Source organism: Pinibacter soli, assembly GCF_029961145.1.
Classification (GTDB): domain Bacteria; phylum Bacteroidota; class Bacteroidia; order Chitinophagales; family Chitinophagaceae; genus Pinibacter; species Pinibacter soli.
On record NZ_JASBRG010000006.1, the window covers coordinates 64,479 to 86,826 of the forward strand.

Annotated in this window: 20 protein-coding genes; 7 read left to right on the forward strand and 13 right to left on the reverse strand. The window is 39.3% G+C overall.

Features of this window, described 5'->3' with window-relative positions:
• Window positions 1-131: 131 nt before the first annotated feature.
• Window positions 132-701, reverse strand: coding sequence for a nicotinate (nicotinamide) nucleotide adenylyltransferase (nadD, locus tag QJ048_RS10110; RefSeq protein ID WP_282334224.1), 570 nt, complete (start codon window positions 699-701; stop codon window positions 132-134).
• A 73-nt stretch (window positions 702-774) separates the two neighbouring features.
• Window positions 775-999 (reverse strand): FeoA family protein, encoded by a 225-nt coding sequence (locus QJ048_RS10115; RefSeq protein ID WP_217790290.1) that lies wholly within the window; start codon window positions 997-999, stop codon window positions 775-777.
• Window positions 1,000-1,226: 227 nt separating this feature from the next.
• Between QJ048_RS10115 and ybeY the strand changes: the two genes are divergently transcribed.
• Entirely contained in the window at window positions 1,227-1,664 is a 438-nt protein-coding gene (gene ybeY / locus QJ048_RS10120) for an rRNA maturation RNase YbeY (RefSeq protein WP_282334225.1), read from the forward strand.
• 633 nt (window positions 1,665-2,297) lie between these two features.
• Window positions 2,298-4,166: a tRNA uridine-5-carboxymethylaminomethyl(34) synthesis enzyme MnmG gene (gene mnmG / locus QJ048_RS10125; RefSeq protein WP_282334226.1), complete on the forward strand. Its 1,869-nt coding sequence runs from the start codon at window positions 2,298-2,300 to the stop codon at window positions 4,164-4,166.
• Window positions 4,167-4,290: 124 nt separating this feature from the next.
• Here the strand turns inward: mnmG and QJ048_RS10130 are convergent, their stop codons facing one another.
• The 3 genes from QJ048_RS10130 to nadA form a co-directional block, all read right to left on the reverse strand.
• On the reverse strand, window positions 4,291-5,379 hold the full coding sequence (locus tag QJ048_RS10130) for a lipase family protein (RefSeq protein ID WP_282334227.1): 1,089 nt from the start codon (window positions 5,377-5,379) through the stop codon (window positions 4,291-4,293).
• Window positions 5,380-5,480: 101 nt separating this feature from the next.
• Complete coding sequence (locus tag QJ048_RS10135; RefSeq protein WP_282334228.1) at window positions 5,481-5,930, reverse strand: clan AA aspartic protease; 450 nt, start codon at window positions 5,928-5,930, stop codon at window positions 5,481-5,483.
• A 57-nt stretch (window positions 5,931-5,987) separates the two neighbouring features.
• Window positions 5,988-6,998, reverse strand: a complete 1,011-nt coding sequence (gene nadA, locus QJ048_RS10140; protein WP_282334229.1) for a quinolinate synthase NadA — start codon at window positions 6,996-6,998, stop codon at window positions 5,988-5,990.
• Window positions 6,999-7,855: 857 nt separating this feature from the next.
• On the opposite strand from nadA, the gene QJ048_RS10145 reads away from it, so the two are divergent.
• From QJ048_RS10145 to QJ048_RS10160, 4 genes are all read left to right on the forward strand, one after another.
• Entirely contained in the window at window positions 7,856-9,979 is a 2,124-nt protein-coding gene (locus QJ048_RS10145) for a peptidylprolyl isomerase (RefSeq protein WP_282334230.1), read from the forward strand.
• 121 nt (window positions 9,980-10,100) lie between these two features.
• Window positions 10,101-10,490 (forward strand): DUF1508 domain-containing protein, encoded by a 390-nt coding sequence (locus QJ048_RS10150; protein WP_282334231.1) that lies wholly within the window; start codon window positions 10,101-10,103, stop codon window positions 10,488-10,490.
• A gap of 99 nt (window positions 10,491-10,589) precedes the next feature.
• Window positions 10,590-11,102 carry a DUF2480 family protein gene (locus tag QJ048_RS10155; RefSeq protein WP_282334232.1) on the forward strand — a complete coding sequence of 171 codons (513 nt, stop codon included), beginning with the start codon at window positions 10,590-10,592 and terminating at the stop codon, window positions 11,100-11,102.
• A 45-nt stretch (window positions 11,103-11,147) separates the two neighbouring features.
• Window positions 11,148-11,588: a GNAT family N-acetyltransferase gene (locus tag QJ048_RS10160; protein WP_282334233.1), complete on the forward strand. Its 441-nt coding sequence runs from the start codon at window positions 11,148-11,150 to the stop codon at window positions 11,586-11,588.
• A gap of 158 nt (window positions 11,589-11,746) precedes the next feature.
• Here the strand turns inward: QJ048_RS10160 and corA are convergent, their stop codons facing one another.
• Window positions 11,747-12,853 carry a magnesium/cobalt transporter CorA gene (gene corA / locus QJ048_RS10165; RefSeq protein WP_282334234.1) on the reverse strand — a complete coding sequence of 369 codons (1,107 nt, stop codon included), beginning with the start codon at window positions 12,851-12,853 and terminating at the stop codon, window positions 11,747-11,749.
• Window positions 12,854-12,968: 115 nt separating this feature from the next.
• Here corA and QJ048_RS10170 point away from each other — a divergent pair, with 115 nt between their 5' ends.
• Window positions 12,969-13,454 carry a cytochrome d ubiquinol oxidase subunit II gene (locus QJ048_RS10170; protein WP_282334235.1) on the forward strand — a complete coding sequence of 162 codons (486 nt, stop codon included), beginning with the start codon at window positions 12,969-12,971 and terminating at the stop codon, window positions 13,452-13,454.
• A gap of 4 nt (window positions 13,455-13,458) precedes the next feature.
• Here QJ048_RS10170 and QJ048_RS10175 read toward each other — a convergent pair whose 3' ends face one another.
• From QJ048_RS10175 to QJ048_RS10205, 7 genes are all read right to left on the reverse strand, one after another.
• On the reverse strand, window positions 13,459-14,799 hold the full coding sequence (locus QJ048_RS10175; RefSeq protein WP_282334236.1) for an anaerobic C4-dicarboxylate transporter family protein: 1,341 nt from the start codon (window positions 14,797-14,799) through the stop codon (window positions 13,459-13,461).
• Between the two features lie 201 nt (window positions 14,800-15,000).
• Entirely contained in the window at window positions 15,001-16,404 is a 1,404-nt protein-coding gene (aspA, locus tag QJ048_RS10180; protein WP_282334237.1) for an aspartate ammonia-lyase, read from the reverse strand.
• A 165-nt stretch (window positions 16,405-16,569) separates the two neighbouring features.
• Window positions 16,570-17,247, reverse strand: coding sequence for a monofunctional biosynthetic peptidoglycan transglycosylase (gene mtgA, locus QJ048_RS10185; RefSeq protein ID WP_282334238.1), 678 nt, complete (start codon window positions 17,245-17,247; stop codon window positions 16,570-16,572).
• A 446-nt stretch (window positions 17,248-17,693) separates the two neighbouring features.
• Window positions 17,694-18,272 (reverse strand): hypothetical protein, encoded by a 579-nt coding sequence (locus QJ048_RS10190; RefSeq protein WP_282334239.1) that lies wholly within the window; start codon window positions 18,270-18,272, stop codon window positions 17,694-17,696.
• Window positions 18,273-18,377: 105 nt separating this feature from the next.
• On the reverse strand, window positions 18,378-19,022 hold the full coding sequence (locus tag QJ048_RS10195) for a LysE family translocator (RefSeq protein WP_282334240.1): 645 nt from the start codon (window positions 19,020-19,022) through the stop codon (window positions 18,378-18,380).
• Window positions 19,023-19,124: 102 nt separating this feature from the next.
• Window positions 19,125-20,651: a GH3 family acyl-acid amido synthetase gene (locus QJ048_RS10200; RefSeq protein WP_282334241.1), complete on the reverse strand. Its 1,527-nt coding sequence runs from the start codon at window positions 20,649-20,651 to the stop codon at window positions 19,125-19,127.
• 433 nt (window positions 20,652-21,084) lie between these two features.
• Window positions 21,085-22,293 carry a glycosyltransferase family 2 protein gene (locus QJ048_RS10205; protein WP_282334242.1) on the reverse strand — a complete coding sequence of 403 codons (1,209 nt, stop codon included), beginning with the start codon at window positions 22,291-22,293 and terminating at the stop codon, window positions 21,085-21,087.
• Window positions 22,294-22,348 lie beyond the last annotated feature (55 nt).

Here is a 22,348-nt window from a genome sequence, read left to right on the forward strand (position 1 = left end):
AAAAGATGGACCAAGCTGATAAAAGATAGTTTCTCTATTTGCTTTAAGATCAGCAGGAGCATTTCTTAACAAAGCAACCTTATTAATTATTCTTTATTAATTTTTATTTGGCTTAGCGGAATAATTTGAACTCATTTATAGTAGCCGTTATGAAGTATTTCCTGGCGAACATTTTCTGGTAAAATAAAGCGAACATTTTTCCCTTCCTTAATATCCTTTCTTATTTGTGTACTGGATATTTCCAAAAGAGGAGCGTTGAGTACCGTAAGATTTGCTCCTATATTATTGCTCGCTTCATAACCCGGGCGGGTATAGACATAGATGTGATGATTTTTCACAATAACGTCGCCATTCTTCCAGTTCAGAATATTCTGAAAACTGTCGCTTCCCATGATAATAGAGAAAGTGTGCTGGGGGTATTTCTCTTTAAGGTAAGCAAGTGTGTGCACTGTATAGGAAGGTTTGGGCAGGTGAAATTCAATATCGCTTGCCTTTAATTTTTCTTCGCCTTCCACAGCAAGTTTTACCAGGTGAAGCCGGTGGTATTCATTCAGTAGGGAGGAGGAGGGTTTAAATGGATTTTGAGGAGAAACCACCATCCATACATTATCAAGCGAAGTATTATTAAGTACATGATTAGCTATAATACAATGGCCTATGTGAATGGGGTTAAAAGAACCGAAGTATAAACCGATGTTCATAACTAAAAAGTAAAAAGTAAAAAGTAAAAAACGCGTACATTTTTTACTTTTTACTTTTGAATTTTAAATTTAATTAAGCTTCTTCTACGAAAATATTTTGAGCCTCGTCGAGTCGGAGACTGAGGTTATATCCTGAAACAGTTATTGCGATGGGATCGCCAAGAGGAGCTACCTGCTCAATTCGTATATATTCTCCGGGAACACATCCCATTTCCATTAGCTTTAAAAATATCTCGTTATTTTCAAAGGATTTGATTACTACAAGCTGACCCACCTTTATATCTGATAATCTTTTCATCTGATTCTTTTATATTTTATTTTAGCCATGCCCTCCTGACTGACCTTGGTCGGGCAGGGAATTTACATGGAGACAACCTCGCCTTTGTCTTGCTAAATCCATCCATACTCATATCATCCGCATATTCGTACCCTTTAGCAAAGCTATCTTTTATTTAATACAATCCGCATTAAGGTTATGCAAAACTATCTTCTATAAATAAGAATGTTTTACGAATTTTGGAATTGATGAATAAACAACAAACACCCGTAGTTAGTTTCCATTTTTTGGAAGTTCAATTTACTTTCACGCAAAGAACAGCGCTTAAGCAGTTTATTGTCGGAATGTTTAAAAAAGAGAAAAAACCTCTGGAGAGCCTGAATTATGTCTTTTGTTCAGATGACTATCTTTTAGAAATAAACAACAACTACCTGCAACACAATTATTACACTGACATAGTAACATTCGAGTTATCCGCAACAGATAAAACAGTGGGAGATATATACATAAGTATAGACAGGGTAAAGGATAATGCGGATAATCTGGAACAATCTTTTAAAAGAGAATTACATAGGGTAATCTTTCATGGAGCTTTACATCTCTGTGGATACAGGGATAAAACGTCAAAAGAGCAGGAGAAGATGAGAGAAATGGAAAATAAATATCTCAAGCTCTACTTAAAATAGGATTCATCAAAAAGGATGTTCCACGTGGAACATCCTTTTTTTCTTTCATCACTAACCTTCAACATATAAATATTCCGCGTGAAACATCCAATCATCACATTCTTACAACTAGTACTGATTACAGTAATAAAAAGTACAATAAGTTGTCGGGTACAATAAAACCCTAAGAACCACAAACCCATCAAAGAACAACTCACCAGTTCAACCAACAAATAATCAATCTTATAAGACTAACTAATGTTCCACGTGGAACATTGACAGAAAGTTATAACTACTATATACTCCCAAATAAAATCAAGAGGAGTTGTCTGTCTTAAATATCCATTTTCAGTAATTCCCTATTACTGAGGTGGTAAAAATCTTCAATAAGCTTAGCCCTGACATAAAGAGAATATATTACGCCTACCATCAGAAATAACATGTGCAGGAGTAAAGATTGTAATCCAATAAATCAAACGCTTCGCTTTGCGAATAAGCGCAGTGTTCCACGTGGAACATTAGTATGTGCATTTTTCAATTAAATACTTCAGCCATATTTTACAATCCCTTGACCCAATGTTCCACGTGGAACATAATTAAACTCCTTCAATTACAACGGTAATTGTAATTTTGCATTCTAAATTTTTAAGATAAATGTTTCCAGAATACGATGTCATAGTGGTAGGGGCCGGACACGCAGGTAGCGAGGCAGCTGCAGCTGCAGCAAATCTTGGCTCTAAGGTTCTCCTTGTTACTATGAATATGCAAACGATAGGACAAATGAGCTGTAACCCAGCAATGGGAGGAATTGCTAAAGGACAAATTGTTAGAGAAATAGATGCACTCGGGGGGTATTCTGGAATTGTGACCGACCAAAGTATGATCCAGTTCCGTATGCTTAACAGATCAAAAGGTCCGGCAATGTGGAGCCCAAGAACACAAAACGACCGTATGCTCTTTGCTGCTAAGTGGAGGGAACAACTGGAACAGACTCCTAATGTTGACTTTTACCAGGATATGGTTCGCTCCATCATCGTAAAAGACAATAAAGCCTGTGGTGTAGTAACAGGACTTGGTCACCATATCCCTTCAAAATCAGTGATTGTTACAAGCGGAACATTCCTGAACGGTATTATCCATATCGGAGAAAAGAACTTCGGCGGCGGTAGAATAGGGGAAAAAGGTGCCACCGGTATTACTGAGCAATTGGTGGAATTAGGCTTTGAAGCAGATAGATTAAAAACTGGAACACCTCCACGTATAGATGGAAGAAGTCTGGATTATTCTAAAATGGAAGAACAAAAAGGAGATGAAGAGATTACCGGTTTCTCTTACCTTGATGTTCCTAAACCAAAAGCACAGGATCAAATAAGCTGCTGGATCACTTACACTTCAACGGAAACACATGAGCTTTTGAAAACAGGTTTTGACAGAAGCCCAATGTTTGCGGGAAGGATAGAAGGAGTAGGCCCTCGCTATTGCCCAAGTATTGAAGATAAAATAAACAGGTTCGCTGACAGAGACAGGCACCAGATCTTTGTAGAACCGGAAGGTTGGAATACAGTTGAAATCTATGTAAATGGTTTTTCAACGTCTTTACCTGATGATGTACAATACAAAGCTTTGACTTCAATACCTGGTTTTGAAAATGCAAGAATGTTTAGACCAGGTTACGCAATTGAGTATGACTACTTTCCACCTACACAGCTTACGCACGCTTTGGAAACTAAATTGATCAGTAATCTATTCTTTGCCGGACAAATTAATGGAACGACCGGATATGAGGAAGCAGCTTGCCAGGGAATAATGGCTGGTATCAATGCTCACCAAAAAGCAAAGAACCTTGATCCATTTATCTTGAAAAGAAGTGAAGCATATATTGGCGTATTGGTAGATGACTTAATCAGTAAGGGAACTGAAGAACCTTACAGAATGTTTACCAGCCGTGCCGAATTCAGAACCTTACTAAGACAAGACAACGCTGATCTTAGACTAACTGAACTAAGCCATAACATCGGATTAGCTTCTGAGGAAAGAATGGAAAAGGTGAGAAACAAGAAAGAGGGGGTGGAGCAAATAACTGCAATCCTTAAAGAGTTTTCAGTTGAGCCGTCAGAAGCTGAAGCTTATTTGCAAAGCAAAAATTCTTCACCGCTTTTACAAAAACAAAGAGCACTCCAGGTATTATTGCGCCCTAACATTGATCTTGTGGCAATGTGTAAATACATTCCCCGGTTAGGTGCGGCATTATCTTCTTTTAACAGGGACACATTGGAACAAGCCGAAATTCAAATCAAGTACGAAACGTACATAGAGAAAGAAAAAGAACTGGTTCAAAAAATGAGTCAACTTGAAAATCTTATTATTCCGGATACTTTCGATTACGATAAAGTAGCTGCTCTTTCAAACGAAGCGCTGCAAAAGTTCAAGAAAATAAAACCAAGAACACTGGGACAAGCCAGCAGAATAAGCGGTGTAAATCCAAGTGATGTTCAGATATTGATGATATACATGGGGCGCTAAATAATTGAAAATATTTTAAAACTATCAATAAAAAAGGAAGTCGCATTAAATGAATGCGACTTCCTTTTTTAATTACAGACTCCGGAGTTAATCCACCCACCTTAAATTTTCAACTTTCAATTAACTAAGGGTAACACAGTTGCGCCAAATACAAATACGGTTTCATCATGTGATTGATAAAAGTGTTCTTTCCATCGAACGGGAAAAGCTCCTTGTATTTTTCATCCGGTCTTAAAATAACTGGTGTACCGGCTACCATGTAATTATTCCTCTTTGTATAAGCCGGTTCTTTAAGTTGAGGCAAAGTCTTTTTTACTATTGTATACAAACGGTGACCGAGATATTTCTGCTGATACTTCACTGCTTTTCTTGGTGACTTATCCAACTTTTTATAGGCGCTATTCAAGTACCAACGAGCAACTAATTTCTGTTTTTTTATCGCAGGCTTTAAAGCAGCTAAGCCATTTGGTTGGTTGAAGTCATCTAAAGTTTGAATAGAGAACGGTGTCTCCGGAACCCAATCCAAAATATTCACCACACGAAATGTCCAATCCAATCCGCTCAAATATTCCAGATCGTAAGCGTAATACAAATTACCTGGTTTCGGTGAGGCGCTGGCGTAGGTCTTAAATTGAATATCTTTTGGTAAGTCCCCATTATACTCAACATAGCTTCTCATCAGCAATGCAAGTACACCGCCCTGGCTGTGGCCACAAATGATAAAATCTTTGAACCCTTTTGCATAATACTCTTTGGTGTGCGCAATAATATCCGGCCCCAAATAAGATACGCCGATCATCCAACCCACATGCACAGCCGCATTAGAATCCCTTGCCATTTTGTAATTAAAAGTTGTGCTATCATTTACCTGGATGGATCCCGTTGCAGGAACCATTGCTGCATAAAAATTGGCGAGCCAACTATCCTTCGTGTTAATTGTTCCACGAATATTTATCACTGCAACCTTTCTATTTTCATCTGTCCACAGATCCCAACGATTATCAAGTGCTCCAACATTACTTCTGTAAACCATTTTATAGGTTCGCTGGTTTTCTATCTTCATTTTTTCTGCAGAAGTATCAGTAATACCAAATGCAATTCGCAAAATATCTCTGTACTCTTTTCCGTCAAATCCGGCCTTCAAACTGTGTTGGCCAAACGAAATAAAACAGCTCAGCAAAAAGCAACATCCAATCAAAATATTCTTCTTCATAATAACTCCTTTATGTAAAAATAAAAACGTGTTAAACCACATTGGGTTCAACACGTTTCGAAAAAATATACGATATAAACTACGAATTAATTCGTATTATATTACTTCATTTTCATTTGTGCCATGTGTGGATGTTCGGGATTCACTATCAACTCTTGTCTTAATGGATGAATTAAAACATCCATGTCCTCTAACGGAATTGCCCCAAGTAACGGTTCTGCATCACCAGGCAAAATCATCGCATTGCAAAATGTCCTTCGGTTATGAAACCTCAATTCAACTTGCGCAACAACATCGCACTCGACAACTCTTCCATCCGCCGTCTGAGCGGTTCTCCGCTCGATCACAGGAAATTGTAGCAACTCTTGAATATTCTCGTTAATACAGAGCATATAAGAACCAGTATCAACAAGCATATTCACATGCATACTTCTTACTTCATCTTTATCCATAAATCCTCTCCTAACTAAACCAAGATCTTCAGCATTTATCAACTGAACATCCGCATAAACTAAACCCATATTTTCAAATTTTAATTTTTCCGGATTCATAACATTAAAATTTGGTTAGGTTAACTAATGAATATCTAAAATAAATATTTTTTTTAACTAGAGTCCTCCCGCTCTACTAATCTCCAGCATTCTGTCAATCGGTTTCTTCGCTGCCTTTCTTAATTCTTCCTCCATCAAAATCTCTGGCGTTTCGTACTCCATACACAAATACAATTTTTCCAGCGTATTCAATTTCATGTGTGGACAATCATTACAGGCGCAATTATTCGTTGGCGGAGCCGGAATAAAAGTTTTGTGCGGACTATCCTTTTGCATTTGGTGCAAAATACCCGTTTCTGTGGCCACTATGTACTCGGTGGCACTATCTTCCCGGCTGTACTTCAAAATGCCCGTAGTGGAGCCTATATAGTCCGCTATGTGCAATATAGGTTCCTCACACTCAGGGTGTGCCAGGATCTTCGCCTTAGGATGTCTTATTTTGAGTTTTGTGATCTTTTCAAGGCTAAATATTTCATGCACCATACATGCACCGTTCCAAAGCAACATATCGCGTCCTGTTTTCTTAATCAGGTATGCGCCAAGATTCTTATCTGGTGCAAAAATGATCGGCTGATCCTTTGGTACGCTATTCACAACCAACGCAGCATTACTGCTGGTAACAATAATATCGCTCTGTGCTTTTATTTCTGCTGTACAATTTATATAACTAATCACCACATGATCCGGGTGTTGATTTCTAAATTCTCTGAATGCGTCTGCAGGTGCACTGTCAGCGAGTGAACAACCAGCCTTCAAATCCGGCAATAAAACTTTCTTTTTAGGATTCAAGATTTTCGCGGTCTCCGCCATAAAGTGAACGCCTGCAAAAACAATAATATCAGCGTCTGTTTTTTCAGCTGCCTGCGCAAGTCCTAAACTGTCGCCTATATAATCTGCCACATCCTGTATATCCGGCTCCTGGTAATAGTGCGCCAGGATAATTGCATTTTTTTCTTTTTTCAATCTTTCGATCTCATGAAACAGATCCAGCGTTGCATCAACTTCAACATCCAGAAATCCAATTTTTTCGACATTTTGTTTTGCTGAATCAATGTTTATAACTGACATAATAACTATATATTAATTATTTATAAAAAAAAGCTACTACTATTAGGGATGTGAATTCGTGGAAAACTGATTTTAAAAACTATTTGAAAAATCATTTCCATGGGTTTATCCACATATTTCCACAAATATCTAACAATAAAAAACAAAGTACAGTCGCTATTTTTACTCGCTTATCCACTTTGGTGGATATCAAAAACCGGTTTAAAAGATTTTATATCACACTAATGTGAATGAAGGTCGAATAACTAGTGACTTTTCCCAAGCCCCTGATCCGAAATTTGATTTTGTAGAACTTGTTGGCATACTATCCCCAAAAAAAAAATTCTAAAAACATGGTTTATCCACTATGTTAAGCCAATATTAACAACCCGTGTTAATCAGCGTTCCACAATGCTGTTGTACAATGTTAATATTTCATGAAATATTGATGAATGCTGTTTTATACAGAATATCATATATGTGTGTGACATAAGAGAAGGAATGCAGATTGTCATGATTTTTTAAGATTGATAAAAAGGAATTGCGTGATAAGATTGAAATGACCATGAAAAAAAATTCCGACGTTTTCGATTATTTACGATATTAGCCAAAGTGAAAAAGAAACGGATTGCTTCGCGATGACTATTTTCAAATACGCCATATTTACTGCGGTAATAATCGTATGAAATCATCACAATCATGATAATCTGCGTTCTCCCTAAAAAAATATCACTTTCAAAATTCGTATGACAAATTGTTTTAACGCTAAGAAGCAGATTTACAGCGACTTTCGGCATTTTTTCCACAATTTGTTCATAAGTTAAATTCCCCTATTTTTGCCAACTAATTTTCTAAAACCGTACATAATAACTTAAAGTATGTCAATCATTCAGTCAATCAGGGATAAAGCAGCATGGCTGGTATTTGGTGTTATTGCCCTGAGCTTGTTGGGATTTTTATTAATGGACGCCTTCGTAGGTAGAGGTGGTCGCGGAATGTTTAGCGGTAATAAAACAACGATTGGTTCTATTAATGGAAACGATGTTGAGTATGTGGACTTCCAGAAGAAAGTAAAAGCAATGGAAGATCAGTACCAGGCGCAGGGTTACCCTATGAACGAGCAAATGCGTCAAAACATTCAGGAACAAGTTTGGAGCCAGTCTATCGATGAAACCCTGCTTGATGATGAAATCGAAAAAGCCGGTGTAACAGTTACTCCGAAAGAGCTTGATGATATTTTGTTCGGTGCAAATCCGCCGCAGGATTTCGCAAGAAACTTTACGAACGAAAAAGGTGAATTCGATGTGAACGCCGCAAAACAAGCGATTGCTGATTTACGCAAACGTAAAAACGATCCGAGAGCTCAAAGTTTTGAAGAAGAGTATTTACCTGCATTACTTCAAAACAGAGTTCGTGAAAAATATGCTTCATTAATTGGCAACAGCACTTATTATCCAAAATGGTTGCTGGAAAAAACGAATACTGATAACAGTCAGTTGGCATCTATTAGTTACGTTGCTAGTCCTTATTCTTCTATCAGCGACAGTGCTGTGAAAGTAAGCGATGATGATATTAAATCTTATGTTGGTAAACATAGCGAGGAATTCAAGCAGGAAGCAAGCAAAAGTATTGCGTACGTAACTTTTAGTGCTGCTCCTACAAGTGGCGACAGTTCTTCACAGTTAAACCAGGTAGCATCTTTGAAAAATGAATTTGCATCTACAAATGATGTAAGCGGATTTTTAATGCGCAATGGTTCTGCAACTAACTATAGCGATATGTATGTAGTGAAATCAAAAATGCAAATGCCAAACGCAGATACGATCCGTTCTTTAGCAGATGGTTCAGTATTTGGACCTTACCTTGACGGTGGCAGTTATGCACTTGCAAAAATGATCTCTAAAAGAAATTTACCTGATAGCGTGAAATGCCGTCACATTTTGATTGCTACTCACGACAGACAGGGAAATCAAATACTTCCGGACAGTGTTGCAAAAGCACGCATCGACAGCGCAGTTGCACAAATTAAAGGCGGAGCAAACTTTGCAGATGTTTGCGCTAAATACAGCGATGACGGTGGAAGTAAAGATAAAGGCGGTGAATATACCTTCTCTTCTATCAGATTCAGTGAACTTGCAAAAGAATTTGCTGAAACAATTTTCTACGGAAATACCGGCGACAAAAAAATTGTAAAGACTTCTTTAGGTTACCACTATATAGAAGTATTGAACCAAAAAGATTTCGAAACTGCATACAGAGTGGCTTACCTGAGCAAACCAATTTCAGCTAGCCAGGAAACTGAAAATGCTGCATCTGGCCTGGCTAACCAATTTGCCGGCGAAAGCAACAATGCAAAATCATTTGAAGCAAACGCAACAAAAAGAAACTACAATAAATTTAATGCTACAGACATTAAACCTAACGACGGAGCTATCCAAGGTTTGGGAAGCAACCGTAAAATGGTTCAATGGATAAACGAAGCAAAAGTTGGTGATGTATCTGAAGCATTTGACATAGATGATAAATGGGTTGTTGCGATGGTTACTGAAGAAAACGCGGAAGGTACAATGTCTGCTGCGAAAGCAAGACCGCAGGTAGAATTTATCGTTCGCAATCAAAAGAAAGCTGAGCAAATTAAAGCTAAGTTTGCAGGCAAAACTTCTTCTCTTGAAACTGCTGCCGCAGCAGTTGGACAGCAAGTGTATAATGCAGACAGCATTAAATTTGCTTCTCCGTTTATTCCAAACGTAGGACAAGAGCAAAAAGTAATCGGTGCTTCTTTCAACCAAAGTTTGAAAGGAAAAGTATCTGAGCCAATTGCAGGAAACGGTGGAGTGTTTGTAATAAAAGTAAACAACGTAAGCGCTGAATCAACTGGTATTAACATTGATCAACAAAGACAAGCTTTAATGCAAAGAGCGAAAAGCGAATCTGCTTACAGATCTATCCAGGTATTGAGAAAAGCGGCAACAATTAAAGACAACCGCGCTAAATTCTTCTAAAACAGAAAGAACCTGATTATATAAAACCCCCGAAATTTTCGGGGGTTTTTATTTTTATAACATTAAACCAATAACTTTATTACCAGTAAACCATGACCAGCTACAATTAATATTAATTGCAATGGTCAGATTTATTATTTCCCGCACAAGGCACAAAAAATTCTATTTTACAGTAGAATCACAGGAACTCACAACTTTATTAACAAGCGAGTTTTATACCTCTAAAACGGCCTGTAAAAAAGGTATCGTCGCACTTAAAAATGCTGTCCAGGGTATAGGAAGATATCAGTGGGTGGAAGAAAAAGACAATACCGTTTACTTTATCATTAAGTCTATAAATGGTCAAAGACTGGCAAGCAGTGAACGCTACAATAGTTTGCCGCAATCCAACGATGTGTTATCAATGCTGAAAACAGAAGTTCCGCAGGCAGTTGTTGTTGATCAAACAGGAAATTTGAGAAGTCACAAGACAACCGCGATCAGTTTTGAGGTAGCTGAAAGAACTATTTAAAAGATATGACCCAATTATGAAAAAGTGCCGTTCATCCAACGGCATTTTTTATTTTAACTTTGAGATAGAACAGATTTTTTATTATAAACAATACAAACCATGAGTGAGGTAATTGTAAATAAAGTGGCCGAAAGCGGAATTGTTGAAATTGATCTTGAAAAATACTATCCCAAGGAACAGATTATAGTTTTCGACCTAAAGGATTATTTGTTCATGGGATTGATCTTAAAAGAAAAAGATTTTCGCGAAGCTCTAAAGAATCTCGACTGGAGTGTTTACCAGGATAAATATGTTGCAGTAACATGTTCTGCAGATGCGATCATTCCAATGTGGGCGTATATGTTGATAGCTTCTAATCTGCAACCGGTAGCTAAAGATTTTTTTATTGGCTCTGAAGAAAGCGCACATAAAACGGTGTTCCTGAAAAATATCGAGGGAATAGATATCAACGGGTTTGCCGATAAACGTATTGTAGTTAAAGGATGCGGCGACTTACCGATCGGAGATTTTGCATATTTGGAAATAACAAAGTTGTTGAGGCCGGTTGCAAAGACCATTATGTATGGCGAACCATGCAGCACGGTGCCTGTGTATAAAAAAGCCAAAACATAGAGTTGCTCACATGCTTTTATTCAACAACAATTTTTCAAACACACCATGGTAACTATTCGCCCGGCCACAATTAACGACCTTGAAGTTGTCGCTGATCTATTTGATCAATACAGGATATTTTATAAACAGACTTCCGATGTTACAAAAGCAAAAGAATTCTTGAAGGAAAGAATTGAGAAAAATGAATCTGCAATAATTATTGCATTTGTAAATGATGAAGCCGTTGGATTTACACAGCTATACCCTATTTTTTCCTCGGTATCTATGCGTCGTGCATGGTTGTTAAATGATTTGTTTGTAAAACCTTCTGCAAGAAAAACCGGCGTGGGAAATAAGTTATTAAATGCGGCAAAAGATTTTGGTGCGGAAACAAACGCCAAATGGCTCATCCTCGAAACGTCTGAAGATAATTTTACTGCACAATCCGTGTATGAAGGAAACGGCTGGCAGAAGTCGAGTAGTTTTTTCTATCACTTTGATTTGTGAGAGTTCTTACCCACTAAGACACTAAGGGCACTAAGTTTCACTAAGAGAGGTCTAAAATTAAAACAATCCTTAGTGAGGCTTAGTGCCCTTAGTGTCTTAGTGGTAAATTTTGCTCGTTTACATTGGTGAGAGTTTATAAACAATTCATCGCTAAGACTCTAAATTTTGAACCATCCCCTTTTCTTAAATATTCCCAACATCCAGATTGGTATCACAACCATTAAACCGACTGCGACATAGAATCCATACTTATTATGGAGCTCTGGAATGTGGTCGAAGTTCATTCCGAAAATACCGCCGATTACCGTGGCTGGCGCCATCAAACACGTAACTACCGCCATCACTTTCATCACTTCATTCATTCTTAAGTTGATGTTATTGATATACAGGTCCTGCATACTCATCATCATATCACGATAGTTTTCGGTGAGCTCATATGCCTGGATGATGTGATCGTAAACGTCTTTAAAATATTTTGTGGTGTTGTCATCCAGTAAATCGCTTTCGCTTTTGAGCAATCCGCTGATTAATTCACGTACAGGCGCAATATTTTTTTTCAATGCCAGTAATTCTTTTTTTAGCACAAGGATTTTTGCCAGCGTTCTTCTACTCGTACTTCTGATAACTTCTTCTTCCAGCAACTCTATCCTGTCGCCCAGTCTTTCCATCACTACAAAATAGTTATCTACAATAAGATCGAGCATGGTGTAACACAGGTAATCTGCGCCGCGCATTCTTACTTTACTCTGGTGATATTTTAGTTTTTCGCGGATGGGATTAAAAACATCCCGCGAAGCATCTTCCTGAAAGGATATTACAAAATCCTTTCCCAGTACAATACTTATCTGCTCGGACTCAACATTGAAAGTATTTTCATTGTAGTAAAGCATATTAAGCAGGCAGAAAATCACACCTTCCACATCGTCGACTTTTGGCCGCTGGCCCACACTCAAAATATCTTCCCTTAACAAAGGGTGAATCCCGTACACTTCACCAATCGCATCTATATCACTTTTGCGAATGCCATCAATATTTAGCCAGGTAACATGTCCATTTTCTTTGTAAGCGTAGGCTTCCTCAATATCTGAAAGCTCCTTGCTGGAGCAGGAGTCCGATGAATAATCGTAGGCAAAAATCCTAACTTTTTCAGCTTCCTCGCGGACTGGAATGATGGTGGGATTTACATTAAAAATCTCCTTCGTGCGGGAAGGCGCACGTTGAAAAAGATCCAACCCAAAGTATTGCAAATAGCGCTTGCTATCCATAGGAATAATTTACAGCAAGATAAAACAATTTGGTTGTTGAAGAAGCGGCCGGTACCGGCTACTGGCAACCATCAACATTACCCCACAACTAATAACTAACAACTATATTTATGCCATGAAACGCCTACTCCCCTTATCTGTTTTCCTGGCCGCATTGTCGTTGATGGCAGGTTTTCTGCTTTCGAGAATGTCATTTGTTGGCCGTATTGGAATCTCTCTTTTTTATAAGGAATACACATTTATGAAGACATGGTGGAAAGGAACACTGGTTATTTTCATGGTGTTATTTCTGCTGATGTTGTTGCAGGATGCTATTGACCGGAAATTGGTGAAAAAGCGGGCCAACTCGTATCATTTGTTGGCATTAACCGCGGCAGCAGTTGGCATGTATTTTACTTATCGCGACTTTCAATATTATTACATGCACCGCTGGCTGAAAGAAAAATTCCATCTTGGCGGCTACCTGTTCTGGATCGGCTGGATTGGCATTTCACTGTTCTTCCTTTTTGGTAAACAAGAAAAGCCTTCGGCAAATGAGAATCTTCCGGCGGAAACTTCTGATAAACTACAGGATCAGCAAAAGGCTAGTAAAAGTTACTGAGCGCCTACAACAACAAGCTCGCAAATAGAAATCCCAGCGCAATAGAAACTGCGATGGTAATTAAACCTCCCCGCATGAAACTGTGATTCACCACAAATTTTCCGATATGGGTAGAGCCCGTTTTGTCAAAATTTATTGCGGCCAATAAAGTAGGATAACCGGGTAAAACGAAATCGCTGTTTACTGCCGGAAACATCGCAATAAGTTGCGGAGCCGGAATGCCTAACACAACGCCCAGGGGCATCATTGTTTTGGTGGTAGCGGCCTGGCTAAAAGTCAACATACCCATTACGAACACAGCAATGGCAAATGTCCACGGATGCTGAGTGGTAATATCTCCCAGAGCATGTTTAATAATTGCTTCATTGTGATGCATAAATGTTGAAGCCATCCAAACCACACCAAACACAGACACCACAGCAGATGCCATAGAGGTAAACAGACTAGCTTTTGTAACATCAACAGCAGAAGTTTTTGTAATCAACATCATCGCCGCTGCGGCGCTTAGCGTTACAATTTCAATAATAGTTCCCATCCTTAGCGTACCATTTTCAGTAATGCTAAAATTGGATTCGCCCGGGCCATAGCTGGGAATCAATTGTGGAAAGGCTCCTGCAATAATGATGAGCAAAATCGCTATACCGAAAATTGTTACCGAAGTTTTGGCCCCCGGTTTATATGTTCTTTTCACGCTTCCGGAATCTTTATCGATATCAGCAGCAAATACCGGATCCTGCATTTTTTTCAGAAACTCAGGATCTTTATCCAGATCCTTACCCATTTTTAAAACAGATAAACAGCCAACAAACACGCCAATCAATGAAGCCGGAATACAAACCATGAGAATGTTTTTTTGCGCCCCGGGATATGCGAGAATGGCTGTCATTGCTGCGGTTGCAGCCGACATTGGGCTGCTGGTTAAAGCCAGGTGCGATGCTATAACCGCCATGCTTAGTGGTCTTTCCGGACGAATTCTTTTTTTTGCGGAAACTTCTGATATGATGGGTAGTAAGGAGTAAACTATATGTGAGGTTCCGGCGAACAAGCACAAAAAGAAAACGGTGAATGGTCCGATGAATACAATTTGCGACGGCTTACTTCTGATGATCTTTTCTGCAACGCCTACAAGATAATCCAATCCACCCGCGGCCTGTAACGTGGCGGCTGTGGTAACGATCGACAGAATGATCAGCATTACATCCAGCGGCGGCTCTGTCGGTCTCATTTTAAAAACAAGAATAAATATCAGCAATGCGACGGTGCCCATTACACCGAGGCCAATGCCTTTCATTTGTGAGCCAACAAGGATAGCCGCCAGCATTATTGCAAATTCAATCCAAATCATAGTGAAGTTGTTAGTTACTAGTTGATAGTTGTTAAACTGTTGCCGGTGAACTGCCATATTTTTAGCTCTGCAAGGCTTATAGCCCTGCAGTTCTATTCTATTGCCTATGGCAACATTATCGCCAGAGGCGACGGAATAATGCTTCAAGGCTATAAGCCTTGAAGAGCGCACAAAGCCTAACAACTAACAACTATCAACATGTTATTTAATAAATTTCGGACTGATCATATTTTCAAACGTGAATACTTCGTCCCACTTTTCCTGCGTGAGGAGTTGTTTTTCTAACACCACAATATCATGAACAGATTTTCCTGTTTCCAGCGCTTCGCGTGCAATGCCGGCACATTGTTTATAACCCAGTATTGGATTGAGTTGTGTAACAATGCCAATGCTGTTCATCACCATTTTTTTCGTCAATTCAGCATTTGCACTAATGCCATCCACACATTTTTCCTTCAAAGTTTTACATGCATTTTCCATATAAGTAATGGAAGAAAATAATGCGAAGGAAAGAACAGGTTCCATTACATTCAGTTGCAATTGCCCTGCCTCTGCCGCAAGAGTAACAGTAAGATCGGCACCTATCACATAAAATGCAGTCTGGTTAACCACTTCAGGAATTACAGGATTCACCTTTCCCGGCATAATGGAAGAACCCGGTTGCATTGGTGGCAAATTAATTTCGTTTAGCCCACACCGTGGCCCTGAAGATAATAATCTTAAATCATTACAGATCTTGGAAACTTTTACAGCAGTTCTTTTGAGCACACCGGACAACTGTACATAAGCACCCGCATCGTAAGTAGCTTCAATCAGGTCACTCGCCAAAACAAGATCAAGACCAGTTACGTCCCGCAGATGTTTTGTTACAAGTTGTGCATAACCTTCAGGAGCATTTACGCCTGTACCAATTGCGGTGGCACCCATGTTAATTTCAGCAATGAGTTTTTTACTATCTTCAATTCTTGCCTGCTCTTCGTGAAGATTCGTTGCGAATGCCCTGAACTCATCTCCCAGGCTCATCGGTACTGCATCTTGTAATTGCGTACGGCCCATTTTCAAAACGCCCTTGAATTCTTTTCCCTTAGCAGCAAAAGATTCGGTGAGTGCAGCGAGCGTTTCTTTGTAACGGCTGAGTTTATTTATCAATGCTATTCTGAACGCAGTTGGATAAGCGTCGTTGGTAGACTGTGAACAGTTCACATGATCATTTGGATGGCAAAATTCATACTGACCCTTTTCTTTTCCCATCAACTCTAGTGCAACATTGGCAATTACTTCATTCGCATTCATATTTACAGAAGTGCCGGCACCACCCTGGATCATATCGCTTAAAAATTGGTTGTCAAATTCTCCCTTGATTACTTTGTCGGAAGCTTCGATAATTTTTTCCGCAATTGCAGGATCAAGTACGCCAAGGTCACGGTTAGCCATAGCCGCGGCTTTTTTCACGTAGCCAAGCGCCTGCACAAAGAAAGGTTCTGCCTTAAGTGGAATACCTGTGATGTGAAAGTTTTCAAGCGCCCTTTCTGTTTGAACACCATAGTAAGCATCATTTGGGATTTCTTTTTTTCCGAGGAAATCGCTTTCGATCCTTGTTGACATAAAACATTGTATTAGTTAGTGAATCTGAAAAGGAAGTCGACGAACTGAATACAATCAATTTGGCAATTGGTTCGCGGAGGAAATTCAGCACTAGAGCAATATGGCGACTGCCAGCCGGATTGAAGACCTGATAAAATTAATTTAACTGTAAAACGATTGGTTGTTTTATTTCGAAGAACCGGTTGTGATGATTGTCAGAATATCATCATCACCATCAAGATTGTTCATCTGCCGCATAATTACCGGATAGCGATTGGCAATATATCTTGTTGGCGGTTTAACAGAAAAAACTTTGGGATTAGGTAAACAGGCGGCAATCATTGCAGCTTCTCTCCTTGTTAAGTTTTTAGCGGGCTTGTTAAAATATATCTGCGCTGCTTTTTCCGCACCAAAAATTCCATCGCCCATTTCTATCACATTAAGATAAACATCCATAATGCGGCGTTTTCCCCAGATCTTCTCTATCATAAATGTGAAGTAAACTTCAAGCCCCTTTCTTATAAAGCCTCGACCCTGCCAGAGGAGCACGTTCTTGGCAGTTTGCTGACTAATGGTGCTAGCGCCGCGAATACGATTTGGTTTGCGCTTGTTATAAGCCATCGCTTTTTCAATGCTTTTCCAATCGAAGCCACTGTGATCTGCAAAAAGTTGGTCCTCTGAAGAAATTACCGCGAGTTTAAGATTGGGAGAAATTTCATCATAGTTTACATAATCTCTTTTTAAACCATGACCTGTGAATAAACTACCGAGTTGAGTAAGTGTTATAGGAGGATTTACCCATTTCAATACAATGATGTACACAAACTGGCCTATAAAAAGAATAAGGAAAATTCTTTTCAGCAATCTCCACGTTTTTGGTATGAGGCCTTTTGTATTCAAGTTATTTCAATAAAGTATTGGAGTTTTTACACACAATTGCCCGCAAGATAATAGAACGAAACGAATTGATAATACTAAACACATAATGTGGAGAAACATTGCAATAATTTACAGCAGTATAAAAACGTACAAGGCTTTTTGCTATCGCAAAATAATAAGGTATTTGGCACCGTCATTGCGAGGCCCGCGGACCATTAACAACGAACTGAAAAGGAAAATTGAAAATACAGAAAGCGGGCCGAAGCAATCTCCCCGGAACATTGAGATTGCTTTGCCGCAATTACTTTAATCCCGCCATTCATTAAAAAATCAAGCCGGTATAATACGCAGTGGCGCACAATGACGGCGTAACTTTCTTATTATTTCTTGTTTGAATATCAATCGATCTTGCAAGAATCTTCTTCAACCTTTTAAAAGCCCTTTCTCGCCTTCTGAACATTTGTATCATTCATGTGGATGTATTCAATCTTGTAGAGTTTGCCGTGTTTTTTTCTGGAGTGATAAATGCGATTCATAATGAAACCGGCTGCGGCAACACCACCGGCAATAGCAATACTGGCTCCGTTGGGAGATTCATGTAAATAAGCACCGTTGATGAGATGCAACGCTATATAACCCAACCCGCCAATCATAAAGAGCGTACCGTTTTTAATGAAAACAAAAGACTCTTTTTTACCAACATCTATCTTCTGAATATCCTTATAATTAACACCTCTTACATTTGAACCGGCTGTATCGATAATTGTAGTACCAAACTGAGTGGGCATTACACGAATGTTGTACATTCTCACAAAAATAGAATCATCCCTTATGGTATCTACCGGGCCTGTAAGTACATAATCCTGAAACGTTGTAATGGTAATAGTGGAACCGGGCATGAAGGTTTTCACCGTACGGTTGTTTCTTTTTTTAACCACGATAAAGTCTGACTGTGCAGAAGCCATCATAGTGGAAAAAGCAAAACTTATAAGTAGGATTATTTTGTACATAGTTAAAAGCTAAATTAACATCTTGGTACAATAATAGAATATTTACTTCTCGTAAAAAAGATGTTATTGTACAGAAAAGGCGCTGCCTTGTCTCTACCTAAACGCTTAATGATAAACTTTGTTTGCTAAAAACAAAACACTGTACAATAACGCGATACCAAAACCGATAAGCAGTGTGCCGGAAATTTTGTTGATGATGGAAATGTTGTGCAGCGTAAGTCGCTTACGTAACTTGCCGGCGAGTAGCACCTTTGCAACATCTGCGCCCATATTAAGAATAAGACAGGTTGAAAAAATAATGATGCGCTGTTCAAGTGTGTGACTTAAAGAAAAAGTGGTGGCGTTAACCAGCCAGAATAAAATCACGCTCGGGTTAAGTGTGTTGATAAGAAAACCCTGAATCGCTATTTTAAAGAAATCTTTCTTGGTGAAAAGAGACTCATCTCCTGTTGAACTTTGCTTAACCGTTACTTTTTTGAAGAAGATATAAAACAAACCAAGACCTATCAGGAAAGCACTTCCTCCATAGCCGATGGCTTTCTTAAACTCAAGCATTCTGCCAACAGCTTCTGAAAAGATATTGCTTCCGAAAACCAATACAAAATCACTGATCCAAACACCGGCCACAAAACTGAACCCGCCTTCCTTTCCGTTATTCAAACTTTGCTTGATAACAGTGAATATAACGGGCCCTACCGACATTGCCAGCACTAAACCTAAAGCCAATCCTTTCACTAGAGCTTCCGTCATGAAATGGGGTGATTATGTTTGGGTGTTAAAAATACACCAGAGACAGATAATTATCTGTCTCTACTTCCAAAATTTACCGATAAATTTTTTATAAATGATTCATTAATAGGCGTGTTGTGCAAGAAAATCCTCCCATTCTTTTAGCATCTTGCCTTTTAGCACACGTGGGAATTTGTGCTGACCGCCTTCTTTACCCTTCATTGTCATAAACGACATGAAAGCAGACTCTGGTAAAACTTTTACCGAAACTTCTTTCAGGGCACTTAATCTTTCTGTGGCGTAGTCGTCGTTGATATCTTTGAGAACGGCATCAATTTTTTCAGCGAGCACCTTCGGATCAGCCTTGTCGTTGCAGGCAACGTACCAGTTGTGTGCAAACATGTTGTCATGCGGAACACCCGCAACCGTAAATTCAGGAATACAAATGTTTAAATCTTCACCTGCCGCCTGGATAGCTTTGGTCATATTTTCCACACTTAGATGTTCTCCTACAAGACTAAGGAAGTGCTTGGTGCGGCCGGTGATCACGATTTCGCAATTTGCTTTGTTTACAAATCGGATAGTGTCACCTATCAAATAGCGCCATGCTCCGGCGCTCGTACTTAATAATATTGCATAGTCTCTGCCCTCTTCCACTTCGTGGATCATCATGACTTCGGGCTTTTCGATCATATTTCCTTCGCCATCAAAGTTCACATCGTCAAACGGAACGAACTCCAGGAAGATATGCTCGTTGGTCACCAATTTCATGCCCTTTGCACCCGGTCCATCCTGGTAAGCAATGAAACCTTCGGAAGCGAGATACGTTTCCACGTAAGAAATTGGTCTGCCCAATAATTTTTCAAATCCTTTTTTATATGGCTCAAACGAAACACCACCATGCAGGAAGAAAGATAGGTTTGGCCAAATGTCGTGGATAGTTTTCAGCTGATAACGCTCAATGATCTTTTCGAGACACATCTGGATCCATGCCGGAACGCCGGTCAAATAACCGATATCCCAGTTTGGTGCCTGCTCTACGATCTCCTCAAGTTTCTTGTTCCAGTCTTTTTGTTTGGCAATTTTTTTACCCGGTTTGTAAAACGGCGTGAACCAGAAAGGCATACGTTTCGCCGTAATACCGCTAAGGTCGCCGGCAAAATAACCGGTGCCTCTTTGCAGGTCTGTAGTTCCGCCAAGCAAGAGACCAGCTTTACCAATAGCCTTCACTGGTATTTCTTCATAATTACGCAAAGAAATCACCAGCTTGATCATGGTATTTAAGTTGCCACGCAAAAGATCAGGTGTGATAGGTATATACTTGCTGGCTGCTTCTGAAGTACCGGAAGACAAAGCGTAATACTTTATTTTTCCCGGCCAGCAAATGTCAGATTTGCCTTCCAGTGTCTTGTGCCAGTATTCGTTATATATTTTATTGTAATTGTATGTAGGAACTATTTCCTGGAATTTTTTACCCAGATGACGACTCAGCAGGATTTCATCAAAACGGTATTGCTGACCAAATTCTGTGAAACGGGCCTTCTTCAAAAGTTTCTTTAACACACGGAGCTGCTCTCTCCTGGGAGACTTGCGCGGCAAGTTAAGCGCTTTGGATACCGATTTAGGGAGAGAAATGTCGATCAATGCCATTGAACAAGCAATTCTTTGATGAAATTCAAAATTACGATTTGGAACTAAAAGTAAATTATAAATATTTATTGGTTTTTTGGCTGACGTTCGAAAAAATATTAGAATGTTTTCAAGCAAAACCCGCTATGGATGGATAATTTCCAAAAGACATGGTTGAGTGTTGATTGCTGTCTTAGTTACAATAAATATGCTTCGACGTTATACAAAGTCTGCGCCTTGCGGCGCTTTTTTTAACCACGGAGGGAGGGAGGTTTTTTCACAGAGGAAACGGAGGGAAGCGACGAAACAACTGGTCAGCCGCAACAATAAGAGTAAACAAGATTCTTATACATTCTCCTTTGCTCAGGTTTCGAAACTTCAGATTTTATTTCTAATAACACCCTCCTTCTCTCTGTGAAAAAAACTCCTTCCCTCTGTGGTTAAAAAGGAGAGATCAAACCACGGCATGTAGCACATCACCTTTGACCGCTTTCGAATCACTGCCCACAATGCTGCTACCGCCAGAAGTATATATTTTGACAGCTACGCCGTTAGGAACCTGCTGCAAAAAAGTAATGACGTCTTTATAAGCAACACCGGATGAGCTCACCGCAATAATTATTTCATCGTAGAGCGAATACTCAAAATTGTTATTGAGCGAATCAAGGTTTTCGAAAGCGATTTTCCGCTCGGGCGTTTTATAGTTTGAAAGAATAGAGGTAATATGTTCTTCATCATGCTTGCTTGCAACAATCAGGGTTTGCAAGTTTGTTTTTGGCTTCGGTTTTACTACGATTGAAAAGGATCGTTTTACAAACGAAAAAACGCCGCTCAATAAAATAGCCACTTTAATAAAAGCGACGTACCACCATGACGAAGCCCTATGAAAATGCTTATGCACAAAAATGTTCATCGCCTGGTAAAATATGCTAACATAGCGGGCACTGTTTTGATTCGTGCTTTCGCCCTTAAAATGAGTAATGGTGCTATCTGCGAAATAGAAATTTTTATATCCCGCTTTTTGAATGCGATAACTAAGGTCAATGTCTTCGCCATACATAAAGAAAGCCTCATCGAATCCTCCCGTTTTATCCAGGACCTCTTTTTTTACCAGCATGTAGGCGCCCGATAAAACATCAATTTCATTATTCTCGAGTTCGCTCAAATGACCGGCATAGTAAGCAGCAATTTTTTTGGATGTGGGAAATAAATTGATCAACCCGCTTAATTTATAAAAAGATGCCGATGGTGAAGGAAATCCACGTTTTGATTCCGGTAAAAAATTGCCCGATCCATCGATCATGCGAATGCCCAAAGCTCCGCCGCCAGCCCGACCATCCAGAAAATCGATGCTTTTGTACAAAGTATCTTCACTTAAAATTGTATCGGGATTTAAAAACAAAATGTATTTGCCTTTGGCAAAAGACAACGCTCTGTTATTGGCTTTCGCAAATCCAAGATTTTCGTTGTGCCAGATGAATTGAACGCCCTGAAATTTATTGAGAAAAAATTCTCTGCTTCCATCGCTGCTTGCGTTATCAAATACGATCACCTCCCCATCTGTCGGAGAGGGCAGGTTATCAATCGCCTTCAGCAATGAATACAGGCATTGCTCGAGGAAGAATTTTACGTTGTAATTGACGATGATAACGGACAAGTGCATAGACCAAATATAGAATAATTGAATGATTGAATGATTGAAGGTTGTCAGCCACTCT

Excerpts from the sequence above, each read along its gene's own strand:
- QJ048_RS10200 (WP_282334241.1), bottom strand. The coding sequence starts at position 20,651 with ATGGCATTGATCGACATTTCTCTCCCTAAATCGGTATCCAAAGCGCTT.
- mnmG (WP_282334226.1), top strand. The coding sequence starts at position 2,298 with ATGTTTCCAGAATACGATGTCATAGTGGTAGGGGCCGGACACGCAGGT.
- aspA (WP_282334237.1), bottom strand. The coding sequence starts at position 16,404 with ATGTCAACAAGGATCGAAAGCGATTTCCTCGGAAAAAAAGAAATCCCA.
- QJ048_RS10195 (WP_282334240.1), bottom strand. The coding sequence starts at position 19,022 with ATGACGGAAGCTCTAGTGAAAGGATTGGCTTTAGGTTTAGTGCTGGCA.
- nadA (WP_282334229.1), bottom strand. The coding sequence starts at position 6,998 with ATGTCAGTTATAAACATTGATTCAGCAAAACAAAATGTCGAAAAAATT.
- QJ048_RS10160 (WP_282334233.1), top strand. The coding sequence starts at position 11,148 with ATGGTAACTATTCGCCCGGCCACAATTAACGACCTTGAAGTTGTCGCT.
- QJ048_RS10150 (WP_282334231.1), top strand. The coding sequence starts at position 10,101 with ATGGTCAGATTTATTATTTCCCGCACAAGGCACAAAAAATTCTATTTT.
- QJ048_RS10175 (WP_282334236.1), bottom strand. The coding sequence starts at position 14,799 with ATGATTTGGATTGAATTTGCAATAATGCTGGCGGCTATCCTTGTTGGC.
- QJ048_RS10170 (WP_282334235.1), top strand. The coding sequence starts at position 12,969 with ATGAAACGCCTACTCCCCTTATCTGTTTTCCTGGCCGCATTGTCGTTG.
- QJ048_RS10205 (WP_282334242.1), bottom strand. The coding sequence starts at position 22,293 with ATGCACTTGTCCGTTATCATCGTCAATTACAACGTAAAATTCTTCCTC.
- QJ048_RS10145 (WP_282334230.1), top strand. The coding sequence starts at position 7,856 with ATGTCAATCATTCAGTCAATCAGGGATAAAGCAGCATGGCTGGTATTT.
- QJ048_RS10155 (WP_282334232.1), top strand. The coding sequence starts at position 10,590 with ATGAGTGAGGTAATTGTAAATAAAGTGGCCGAAAGCGGAATTGTTGAA.
- QJ048_RS10135 (WP_282334228.1), bottom strand. The coding sequence starts at position 5,930 with ATGAATCCGGAAAAATTAAAATTTGAAAATATGGGTTTAGTTTATGCG.
- ybeY (WP_282334225.1), top strand. The coding sequence starts at position 1,227 with ATGAATAAACAACAAACACCCGTAGTTAGTTTCCATTTTTTGGAAGTT.
- QJ048_RS10115 (WP_217790290.1), bottom strand. The coding sequence starts at position 999 with ATGAAAAGATTATCAGATATAAAGGTGGGTCAGCTTGTAGTAATCAAA.
- nadD (WP_282334224.1), bottom strand. The coding sequence starts at position 701 with ATGAACATCGGTTTATACTTCGGTTCTTTTAACCCCATTCACATAGGC.
- corA (WP_282334234.1), bottom strand. The coding sequence starts at position 12,853 with ATGGATAGCAAGCGCTATTTGCAATACTTTGGGTTGGATCTTTTTCAA.
- QJ048_RS10130 (WP_282334227.1), bottom strand. The coding sequence starts at position 5,379 with ATGAAGAAGAATATTTTGATTGGATGTTGCTTTTTGCTGAGCTGTTTT.
- QJ048_RS10190 (WP_282334239.1), bottom strand. The coding sequence starts at position 18,272 with ATGTACAAAATAATCCTACTTATAAGTTTTGCTTTTTCCACTATGATG.